The organism is Hymenobacter ruricola (assembly GCF_015694525.1).
In the GTDB taxonomy this organism is placed as follows: domain Bacteria; phylum Bacteroidota; class Bacteroidia; order Cytophagales; family Hymenobacteraceae; genus Hymenobacter; species Hymenobacter ruricola.
Genome location: NZ_JADQDM010000007.1, coordinates 242585 through 253488, shown reverse-complemented (window position 1 = coordinate 253488; position 10904 = coordinate 242585). Strand labels below are relative to the sequence as shown.

Below are 10904 nucleotides of genomic sequence, written 5' to 3'. Positions count from 1 at the left end.
TCAATAGAATAGTGTGTCAATGCTAGATGCACTTGTTAAAATAAGCGGGAGCTTGTTAAAGCATATAGAGTGCTTTAACAAGCTCCCGCTTATTTTTGGCCATCTTTCTTTGTAATAGCTATGGTGCCTTTTCCTGACGTAAGTACTCTGCCTGACCTGAATCATCTCATCTACTTGCGAAACCGTCTCTGGGCGCGAAAGCCCATTGGCCGAGCAGCAGTAATGGTAGGAGCTGGTTTCAGCCTAAATGCTAAGTCTAAAATGGCGGGCGGAGCCACTTTTCCATTGTGGCGTGAAATTACTGGTTACATGCTTGACCGCTTGCAACCTATGCTCAAGCCAGATGAACGAAAAAAGGCTTTGGACCGTGCTGTTAGTGGCTCAGGTTCGCTCACTTTAGCCCTTGAATTTGAAGCTACTTTTGGCCGTTCAGCGCTCGATGATTTAATTGTCAGCATCGTACCCGACCATGACCATAGTCCTGGACCCTTGCATGAGGCATTGTTGTCGCTACCGTGGGCTGATGTATTTACTACCAACTACGATACGCTTCTTGAACGGACTCGCCCAGGCGAGCAGGGACGATATTATGATGTCGTAGTTCAGCCTTCTGACCTGCCGAACTCTACTCAGCCTCGCATCGTCAAGCTGCATGGTAGCCTACCGGTTACTAAGCCATTCATAATAACTGAAGAAGACTTTCGTCGTTACCCGCGCAATTTTGCGCCCTTCGTCAATACGGTGCAACAGTCCATGATGGAGAATGACTTTGTACTGCTTGGCTTTTCTGGCGATGACCCTAATTTCCTGTCTTGGTTGGGCTGGGTACGCGACGAATTGACTACGTTACGCCCCCGTGTCTATTTATGTGGTGTGCTCGATATATCCAGTGCTCAACGCTTGGTATTACGCGAAAGGGGAGTAACAGCTATTGATTTGGGGCCTCTATTCCCCGAAGAAAATTATCCAGACAACAAAAGTCAACGAAATCAAGATGCATTGGCGTGGCTACTATATTCCTTGGAAAATGGACAGGGCTTGGAGCTCCCCTTGCAGTGGCCCTATTTCCCAGAACCAGTTATTGCAAATAGAATAAAGCTACCCAAAGGAATAACTCCGCTTAATATTATCACTGTAGATTATGCTGCCGAAGAAAATTATGGATTAAAGAATCGGCGTAAGGTGGTCGAAGGAGTTCTAGAGCAAGGTTATTCTGAAGCTGCTCAGCAAGAACTCTACACTCAAATCGAAGGTTGGAAACTAACTCGCAAAGCCTATCCAGGCTGGCTGGTTTTACCACGCCGAAACCGTCCAAGTCTAATTAAACGAACTAAACCGTGGCATTACACCATCGTTGATTGGGCAGCTACACTGCCAGTTGATAAGCAATTGCTAGTACTGTCCGAGTTAGTCTGGCGTCTCGACCGTGGTATGCTTGTCGTTGAGCAAGAACCAGAAGAAGAGCTGTATAAAAAAATAATTGCTGACGTCCCGCTCCCAGAAAGCCCGGTTCAACAGGAGCAATGGGCTACCATTGCTTTCTATTTTCTCAAGCAGTTACGCCATAATTATAATCATCAAGCTTTCCATGAGTTATTAGATAAGATTGAGCCTCTTGCTCAAAAGCAACCCCGCTACGGAGCGTGGCGTTGCTGGCAAGCTGCCCTCGAACGTTTAGAGCATCTAGACAGAGAGGAAGCCCGCCGTTGGTTGAAGAAATGGCCAGATATGAGTAACGACCCTGTGTGGGATTTACGTCGGGCGGGATTATGGGCTGAAATCAATGAGTTAGATATGGCAGAACGATATGCTGATTCTGCTCTCGAAACAGCCCTGTTGCAACAGCCTAGAGGCACGATACGGATAGATATGCTATCCGTGGAAGAATCGGCTAGGCATCTGCTGACTGATATAAGGAGCGCAAAATGGTGGCAGGGCGACGATGAACCAATGAAGGAAGATATTTGGAATATAACCCGGGAAGAATTGGCTCGACACAAGCTTTATACGGACTATCGCTGCAATGCATATGCTGATATAGAGCAGGTAGAGGAATTACTGAAGGGGCCTGAACCAGAGTTCCAGCTATCAATTTACGAGAGTATCAACCCTTATACCGGCTCTCGCATTCGTACCCAAACTAGTGGTGGTGGAATAAATATATCTGCCTACCAGCCAGCTTTTGATATCCTCGATTCGCAAGAGCAACGCGGGCATCCATTTGCTATTCCAGGTAGTAGCAGAAAAGTAATAGGCCTAGCTAGCCGCTGGCTTTTTGGTCTACATTCTTCCCGAGCACTGGGGGCTATCCTGCGTAGTGGTAATGACGATTTGCTAGCACAATTGTTGGACAAAGCAATGTTAGCTGCTTACGATGCAGCAGAACTTTTGCCACTATTAGATAAAGCTTTAGCCTTACTTGAGCAAAATTTTCCTGCCGCTGGTTCCGGCTCGAAGCCGCATTTTACTGACCGTTACAAAACTCAGCAGATAGGCATCGCACTACGCTTAGTGGGGCGAGCTGCCTTCCGTCTTGATGAGCCTCTACGGCTAAGAGCAATCCAAATAGCATTAGGACTATGGGAAAACTGGCCAACTCAACTTTTAAAACGAGAAAATTTTTACATTAAACACGAACAATACTCAGATTTTACTGAAGGCATCACTTCGCTGATGAAGTCAGAAGAGGTAGCTCAGCACCTTGCACCTCTTGTCGGTGCTGCCGCTGAGCCTCAGTTTGCTTCAGGTGCTTTCGAAAGCATTCCTAAAATCTTATTGCCCGAAACTCGTCCGGGCGCTCCCGCCTTTACACGAGCAATTGCTGTTTGCTTAGAGCTACTAGCTTCCTCTGAACAAGATGAAAAACAAGCAGCACTTGGCCGGCTAATGGCATTACAGCAATTGGGTTGGTTAACAACTGGTGAGTTAGCTGAATTTGGTCAATTGCTATGGGATAAGGTTGAAGACCCTGATGGATTACCTTCATTCGACAATTGGCCTGCCTTGTGGACCGTCCTGCTGTTGCCCGCGCCACCCTCAATTGACCTTGTTGTTAGATTGAAGAAGCGGCTGATGACTCAAGCCGAGGCGTACCGGGAGCTCACCACTAAGCCTGCAGAGAAGCGCAATCATGGCAATCCAGCATTTGACCGATTACTTTTCAATGTAACGCATGCTACCCGTCCTGCCAGTGGAAAATTACTTGTTGGTAAATCATCGCCGCGTGAATGGATTGATTGGACAAAGGAAGAGGCTTGCGTATTATTTGAAACGCTAGAAAGGATGATAAGGCATCAAGAGTTGACGCTACGGGAAACTCTAAGGACCAAGCGCGGTGAAGCCTTTGGCTACCATCCTGACGAGGGATTTCACTACGCCGGTCAATTCCTCCGTGAGGTAGTCATTCCACATGTGAATGCTGATGACCAACAATTAGCTGCTCGCATCCACACATGCGTAACGGAACTAATAAGATATGAGCTGCCTGCTCGTAGTGCATTACCGTTTCTTACTCCGATTCTGGGCAATACGAGCTCCACCGCTACCAGTATTCGATTAGCTTTAGTTGCTCCAGCTAGCGCCGAATCTGTCCGTGATGGGGCCGAAGCCCTCTGCCGTTGGGCTTACGCCGCATTCCAGGATAAATTACCTGCTTTGCCCGAAGGATTACTTCAAGAATTCATTATTCGATTAGGCATGCCTGGACTGCCAGACTTACTGGCAATTGTTTATTGGGCCGCTGACTTAGTAATTGCTGCTCCGCGTATCTTCTGGCCGAATTATGCCATTCAGCTTGGAGATGCACTGCAAGCCCTAGCGGAATGTACTCAGGCACCTGGGTGGCGCGAAAGAAGTATGGCTCGGAGTCTTGTTGATAAGGAGAGACTTTTTCAACGTCCCCGCATTCGCGAACAAGCTGCACGCTTAGCAGGACAGCTGACTCGACTAAATCAGATAGAGCCTGTTTCAGAAATGCACAGTATTATAACAGTTTGGGAAGAAGTGGTTGAAGATGACTTACTCCCAGAAGTCCGCCGGGCTTGGCAGGAGGGCTTTTCAAATCCTGAACTAGTGTTAAACTGGCATGATAGCGAACCAACCCCATGAGCTAACTAGAATTATATTAAATCCCTATTCGCTAGGGAATAATGATTTCAGCTAAGTCCGCTGCACTGTAAAGTTCTCCACCCGTGGCCACCATGCCCGCACCTTTGGCAACCGTAGCTGCTGCCCATTGAAGCGCTGCACCCCATAGTCGTGTCCTCCTAGCTCTCCAAAGCCCTCGGCCATGCGCACCCTGTAGTCATCATCCACCCAGAACAGGTGTCGGTCAAAAGCTCGGTGCAGGTTTGGGCACAACGCCAGTCCATTGCCGATTGAGTCATCACGGCTCACCGACCACGGCACGATGTGGCACGCGTCGAGTAACGGTGCGGCTCCCGTGGTGCTCACCAGCTGCAACCCCGAAACGGCACAAGTCGACTGATAAGCCCGCAATACCTCTCGCACAAATACACCGCTGCGTTCGGCCACGGCTTCTTCATTGGCTATGTCCACCGAGCGGTTGTAAACAGCCGCCGGCTCTTCTAGCATCTGCCGGCCGAGCTCGTCTAGCCGTTCCAACCCCGCCCGTGGCCGGAAGTATTGTCGTGTCAACGGAAAGTAGCGTACCAGCAGCGCCTGCCTTATTTCTTCACGCGCCACTGGTTGCAATAGCAGTTCCCATAGGTCGGCATCCAATGAGGCGAAGGCAATAACATCGCGCAAGTGCCCGAAGCTTCGCACCGACTTCGAAGCCGTTAGCACCAGCTCTCGTCCCGGCCAGGCGTGTAGGTGCCAAAAACCGCTACTCCGCAAGTGAAAAAATGGCAGTTGAAATGGGCAAGCTCCATATTCTGGCCCCGGACTCAGTAGCTGGCAATAGGCTTTGAAGCCTGCAATTAGCTCCGGCGTAATGGCAATACGATTATCCTGAATGGCCTTTTCTTCAATGCCTTCAATCACGGCCAGCAGCAACGCCGGCTTATAAGGCGATTCCAAACGGACCCCCGCCACTGTGCGGACATCTACTTTCAATTTGGTCAGTCGGGCCAGGTAGGGGGGCAAGGCATTCAAAATAGGGGCAGAGTGAGTTGCCAGGCAAATGTACCCGCAACTGCCTTCATCACATCAATCCAGCTACTCGCTCCGCATTGCCACAAAGCTGTGTGACAAAATGAAACGTGTTATTGAAAATAATCGTTAAGTTTGTAACAAGGAACCAACCAACCCATATCCCGCCGTGAGGCGACATATCACATGACAACGCAAGCAACAGTCCCAGGGCTAGGTTCTAACATCAGAACGCTACGTGAGAACATGGGCCTAAGCCAGCAGCTATTGGCCGATTATCTCGGTGTATCCCGCGGGGAGGTATCCTATTTCGAAACAGAGGCCCGCAAACCTAACCTCACCATCCTGCGCAAGCTCTCTGACCTGTTCGGCGTCAGCCTAGCCGACCTGCTGTCCACTGAACCCACCATCCAAGCCCTTAATGCTGCCTTTGCATTCCGCTCGGCAGGCCCCATCAGCCTCGTCCACCTCGAACAAATTGCCTCTTTCCGCCGCATCGTATCCAACTATGTGCGCCTAGATAATCTCCTGAGCCGTGAAGATTAAAGATGTCGAAATTCAGCAGCTGGAGGCGAAAGTAGCCCGTTTCCGCCAGCAGCACGAGCTAGGCCGCGGTCGTCCCATCGACGTGGAAAAGCTGTTGCTACGCCTCGGTGTGCGCACCGTGTTCAAGCCCCTCGACGGGCTGTTCTCCGGCATGGCCATCCGTCACGATGGCAAGTCGTTCATGCTTGTCAATTCCGACCACTCCCGTGGCAAGCAGAATTTCACAATGGTGCACGAGCTGTACCACCTCTTTGTCCAGCCCAACTTCACGCCGCACCCTTCCCAAGCTGGCCGTTTTGGCTCCCAGACCGACCCCGAAGAGTTGTTTGCCGACTGGTTCGCTGCCCTGCTTCTGATGCCGGAGCCCCATATTCTGGTAGCGGCCGACGAAGCAGGTGAGATGGAGCCCACGCCCCATCTTACTTTAAAAACGGTGGTGAAGTTGGAGCAGGATTTTCAGTGTTCCCGCCAGGCCTTGCTGGTGCGCCTCGAAACAATGGGCCTGATTACCCGTGCCCTGCGGGAGGAGTGGGCCGCCAACCCGGCGGCCACCGCCCGCCAGTTTGGCGCGCCCACTGAGCTGTACCGCACTACTCCCTACCGGAAGTCAATCGGCGACTATGTGCCGCTGGCCTCCCAGGCCTATGAAGAAGACCTTATTACCGAAACGGACTACGCCAACATCCTGCGCGACTTTGGCCTGGACTTAAGCTATATCGGTACCGAAACTCCCGATTAACGCGCCATACTCTTTCCATGCCAGTCCGAACACCTTCTGCCACTCAACCCCGCATTCTGCTTGATGCCGATGTTCTAAGCCACTTTCTGAAAGGTGAGCGGGCTGGCCTGCTCAACGCCGTTTTCCCCGGCCGCCTGGTCATTCTGCGCGAGGTAATGGCCGAGTTGGAGCAGGTTACCCGCTTCGACCAGCCCCTCGAACGGCTGGTTAAACTCTCCAGCATTGCCATCATTGACTTCTCTTCCGACAATCAGGTGCTGCTCGAATTTGAAAACCTACTGGCCCGGCGTGGCCCCGGCGAAAGCGCCTGCATGGCTATGGCCCGCTACCACGGCGACTACATCGCCAGCAGCAACCTGCGCGACATCGTTGATTACTGCACCACCCACCGCATCAAGTACTACACTACCCTCGATATTCTGCATTTTGCTATCCAGGACGGCCATCTGACCCCAACTGAGTGTGATGCCTTCCTGGCGCTGCTAAAAAAACGGAATAGCAAACCAGGCTTTACCACTTACCAGCAATACCTGAACGCTGGCCCTCGCAGCCGCTAACCGCAGCTGCTGTCAAACCATTTATCACTTCTGCCCGCTAATGACCTGATATTTTTACAACCTGCCCTAAAGGCAAAAACCGCCCGCCACGGGATGTGACGACCGGCTTCTTCTGCGCAACTGCAGCAAGCAAGAATTGCGACCTCTAACCTTGCTGCAACTGACCGGGACCGGAGGCTTAGCCACCTCCGTGACCCCTTCTTGGACAATTCCGTCCGCGAAAGTACTTGCTTTTTACGCAATTCCTAACCTCGCGTTCGGTTGTCTGGCTCGGTGTACCCTTCTGGCAAGGGTAACAAACCTTCAAAACCCGACAACTATCATGGGCAAAAACGTCCACGTCACCCCCCGCCCCAACGGCTTCGCCGTTATCTCAGCCGGCGCGCAGCGCGCCTCCGTCATCATGCCCACTCAGGCGCAGGCCATTGCCGTAGCGCGCCCCCAAGCCGCTCGCAACGGCAGTGAGCTGGTCATCCATCGCCCCAACGGGCAGATTCGGGCCAGCGACAGCCACGGCCGCGACCCCCGCAATATTCCGGGCTAATCTCATCAAGTGCAGCTCCGCTCCCTTTTGGAGCGGAGCTGCCTTCGTGCCCGCGTGCCCTGGCTGGTCGCGCCGGTACCTGCTGCCTCATTCTACCGGCCCAATCTCAAACCTATCTGGCATAAGTCGTCAGCTAACTAATTGTAATTTTTATGTACCCCACAGTTCAACCCACCATCACCGACCTCGTCCGCGTTTCGTCGACCATTCAAGAAGCTTTTGCCAACCCCGCTAAAATGGCTTGGAAAGGCTTCCGCTCCTTGAGCAAGGACAACCAAGTTCTCATCATTGCCCTTGCTTCAATCTTTGGGCTGCTCTATAGCATTCAGTATATCAGCAACAAGCGTTAAGCGCTTGTCACGCCGTTTTGTATGGGCCACCGGCATGAACTGGTGGTCCATAGGCTAATCTACTCACTTCAATTCTGCTTCCAAAAAAGTACTTCGTTGCTATGGCTAACTTTGATTACCTCACTCCCGCCGAAAGTCCTGCCCAGCGTGCAGCGCGCAAAAACGACTTGTTCGCACTCCTCGACCAGATAGGGAAGGAGTTAGAAATTCCCCCAGCCCGCTACCAGGAAGCGGAGAAACGCTACCATAGCGTCATCGCTCACTTGGACGGTTGCCCTACGCTCAGCCGGCTCAATCCTCATTCCTTTCCTCAAGGCTCGTTCGCGTTGGGAACCACTGTGAGGCCGCTTCACGGCGAGGAGTACGACCTCGATTTCATCTACTTGTTGCGCGGCGCGCACCCCCAACTTTACACCCAGCAGCAGATATACGACTTTCTTTTCCTGCGTCTGAAAGCCCACGCCACTTACGCGGGCATGGTGGAATTGAAAAAACGCTGCGTTCGTATCATTTACGCCAACGAGTTCCACCTGGACATCACGCCCGCCGTCAGCAACCCAACTTGCCCCAACGGTAGCATCTACGTACCCGACCGCAAGCTGAAAATCTGGAAGCCGTCCAATCCGGAAGGTTACGTCAACTGGTTTACTCCCATAGCAGCTTTGGTGCCCCGCACCAAGCAGTTTGACAAAGCCTTTTCGGAGGGCCGACACCTCGTTGCGCTTGGTACTACAGAACCCGTGCCCGCCCAGGACGCTCCCCGTGGCATCCTGCGTCGGGCGGTACAGTTCATGAAGCGTCACCGCGACGTATACCGGGAAAGCCACCCGCGTCTGGCCGACTTTGCGCCCATTTCCATCATCATCACTACGCTGGCGGCGCACGCTTACAAAACGGCTGTGGGACTCACCGAGTACGAATCAGCGTTTGACGTGATGAATGCCGTCATAGAGCTGATGCCGCAGTTTATTGGAGTAAGCCACGATTGGCAGGGAAAGCGCGTGTACAACGTGCCGAACCCTACCATCGACGGTGAGAACTTTGCCGATAAATGGCAAGGAGAAGAGTATTACAACACCTTCATGGCCTGGCACCGTGCTGTACAGCACGACCTATTGAAACTGAAGGATTTACGGGGCCGAGACGAGTTGCGCAAGTCATTGCAGCTTACCCTAGGAGGTACTGAAGTAACGCGCGTATTTTCTCGGGACGTACAAGCTATATCCCAGGCACGCACTGAGAACCGCTTGACCATACCGGCCCCTACTCGCATCATTACTTCAGCTGCTGCCGCCATGACGGTGCCTCGCAATAATTTCTTTGGCAAATAATCGAAGCCATGTTCCAAGGTATTAAGCGTGTGTCTGTGGCGCAGCAGTTGGCTTCCTTGCGTTGCGACTGGCCCGAGGGGCAGGGCCAGCTTACTAAGCAGGGCCTCACTTGGCTGGTGGCGCTACGCCCTACCTCGCTGAGCCGCACCTATGTCATTCGGCTTACCTACGCTTCGCCCAACACGTGGCCACAGGTGCATGTCGTTAGCCCGTCGCTACGCGAGCTGGCCGGCGACCGCACCATTCCTCATTTGTACTGCCAGCGTACCATCCGTCTGTGCCTGTTTACGCCTTGGTTGCGCGAATGGCAACCACATCAGCGGCTCTCTCGCACCCTCGTACCATGGGCGAAAACCTGGCTTTACTATTTTGAGGACTGGCTTACCACAAACGAATGGCAGGGTGGGGGCCTGCATCCTAACCCCACGCAAACCATTAAGGCCAGTCAAAAATCCTGGCAATACCTGAAATGAGTCCTTCGAAATCGTTAAAAGCAGCCGCCGACAAAACCACAGAACTGCCGGCTAAGAAAGCCCCGCAACGTAAGAAGCCCCGCGCTGAAGTGAAGCAGCTTCTCTATCTGCGGGCTGGTGGCCGGTGCCAGTTCTGCAACGATGACTTGAGTGAGTCGGCAGACTTTGGTCATTATTCACTCAATCGGGGTGAAATGGCCCATATTGTTGGTCAGAGCTTAGATGAGGCTTCTCCTCGCAGCAGCTATCCACTAGCCAAAGAGTTGCGGGATGAAGTCGACAATTTCATGCTGCTGTGCGCCACCCACCACCACAAAATTGACCATCCGGCTGCCCAACAAGATTTCCCAGTTGAATTATTGCGCCAAATCAAGCGGAAGCAAGAAGAGCACATTCGCTACGTTACGGGCCTGCCGCATAGCAACCATACGTGCATTGTGCGCTTGGTCGGGCGCATACGGGGCAACACGGTGCAACTCACCCGTGCCGAGTGCAACAGCGCAACCCTTCATCACACCCCGCCACGCTTCGCTGACTTTGCCCTCGATATTCACCGCCAGGGAACAGAAATTGACCTGACCCGTCTTGGGGAGCCGGAAGATGGCCCGGAGCTTTATTATCAAGGAGTTTGCAAACAAATCAACGACCAGTTGGCAACAGTTCGTCAAGGCGTTGAGGGAGGCCACATTGACCATCTATCAGTCTTTGGCTTTGCACGGATTCCCGTTCTCACTTACTTGGGTTTTAGCTTAGGCAATAAGGTTAGCGCTACTTTGTTTCAACGGCGGCGTGTTGACGAAAAGCATTGGCACTGGCTGCCAGAATCCACAGTTCAACAATTCGACTGGAAAGTATTGCAGGATGGCCCCGACCCGGCGCGGGTAGCCGTTATCCTCAATGTAAGCGGCTCCATTCACCGCCAAGAGCTGCCCGCTCATATCGATGAAACATACCACGTGTTTCTTATCCAACCTGTGAGCGCCGACCCTAACCCCGATGTAATACTCTCGGTGGTTTCCTTAGACGAGTTCCGCCAGTGTTACCGCCGTTGGCTGGCATATCTGGAAACCAAGCACAAATTTGCGGCTGCCATCCACATGTTTCCCGCTGTGCCATCTGCAGTGGCCATAGCGTGTGGCCTTGACTTAATGCCGCATTCGCAGCCTGCTCTGGTCGTCTACGACCGGATGCCCCACCAGTTTACTGCCGCTTTAATTATTAACTCAAAGGAGTAGGCAGCATAACACTTGGC

Annotated in this window: 10 protein-coding genes; 9 read left to right on the top strand and 1 reads right to left on the bottom strand. The window is 52.5% G+C overall.

Annotated features, from left to right (window positions below; all coding sequences use genetic code 11):
* The first annotated feature begins 120 nt into the window (after positions 1 to 120).
* Positions 121 to 4107 carry an SIR2 family NAD-dependent protein deacylase gene (locus I2H31_RS15420; protein ID WP_196293932.1) on the top strand — a complete coding sequence of 1329 codons (3987 nt, stop codon included), beginning with the start codon at positions 121 to 123 and terminating at the stop codon, positions 4105 to 4107.
* 51 nt (positions 4108 to 4158) lie between these two features.
* Here the strand turns inward: I2H31_RS15420 and I2H31_RS15415 are convergent, their stop codons facing one another.
* Positions 4159 to 5115 carry an HNH endonuclease gene (locus I2H31_RS15415; RefSeq protein ID WP_196293931.1) on the bottom strand — a complete coding sequence of 319 codons (957 nt, stop codon included), beginning with the start codon at positions 5113 to 5115 and terminating at the stop codon, positions 4159 to 4161.
* Positions 5116 to 5298: 183 nt separating this feature from the next.
* On the opposite strand from I2H31_RS15415, the gene I2H31_RS15410 reads away from it, so the two are divergent.
* The 8 genes from I2H31_RS15410 to I2H31_RS15375 all read left to right on the top strand — a co-directional run bounded on the left by I2H31_RS15410 (position 5299) and on the right by I2H31_RS15375 (position 10887).
* Positions 5299 to 5658, top strand: a complete 360-nt coding sequence (locus tag I2H31_RS15410) for a helix-turn-helix domain-containing protein (RefSeq protein ID WP_262895790.1) — start codon at positions 5299 to 5301, stop codon at positions 5656 to 5658.
* Positions 5648 to 6397: an ImmA/IrrE family metallo-endopeptidase gene (locus I2H31_RS15405; protein ID WP_196293929.1), complete on the top strand. Its 750-nt coding sequence runs from the start codon at positions 5648 to 5650 to the stop codon at positions 6395 to 6397. Before I2H31_RS15410 ends, I2H31_RS15405 begins: the two co-directional genes overlap by 11 nt.
* A 17-nt stretch (positions 6398 to 6414) precedes the next feature.
* Entirely contained in the window at positions 6415 to 6954 is a 540-nt protein-coding gene (locus I2H31_RS15400; protein WP_196293928.1) for a type II toxin-antitoxin system VapC family toxin, read from the top strand.
* Between the two features lie 322 nt (positions 6955 to 7276).
* Positions 7277 to 7498, top strand: a complete 222-nt coding sequence (locus I2H31_RS15395) for a DUF2188 domain-containing protein (protein ID WP_196293927.1) — start codon at positions 7277 to 7279, stop codon at positions 7496 to 7498.
* Between the two features lie 152 nt (positions 7499 to 7650).
* Complete coding sequence (locus I2H31_RS15390; protein ID WP_196293926.1) at positions 7651 to 7848, top strand: hypothetical protein; 198 nt, start codon at positions 7651 to 7653, stop codon at positions 7846 to 7848.
* 101 nt (positions 7849 to 7949) lie between these two features.
* Positions 7950 to 9179 carry a nucleotidyltransferase domain-containing protein gene (locus tag I2H31_RS15385; protein ID WP_196293925.1) on the top strand — a complete coding sequence of 410 codons (1230 nt, stop codon included), beginning with the start codon at positions 7950 to 7952 and terminating at the stop codon, positions 9177 to 9179.
* Positions 9180 to 9187: 8 nt separating this feature from the next.
* Complete coding sequence (locus tag I2H31_RS15380; protein WP_196293924.1) at positions 9188 to 9652, top strand: hypothetical protein; 465 nt, start codon at positions 9188 to 9190, stop codon at positions 9650 to 9652.
* Positions 9649 to 10887, top strand: a complete 1239-nt coding sequence (locus I2H31_RS15375) for an SAVED domain-containing protein (RefSeq protein ID WP_196293923.1) — start codon at positions 9649 to 9651, stop codon at positions 10885 to 10887. The genes I2H31_RS15380 and I2H31_RS15375 overlap by 4 nt, the downstream gene beginning before the upstream one ends.
* Positions 10888 to 10904 lie beyond the last annotated feature (17 nt).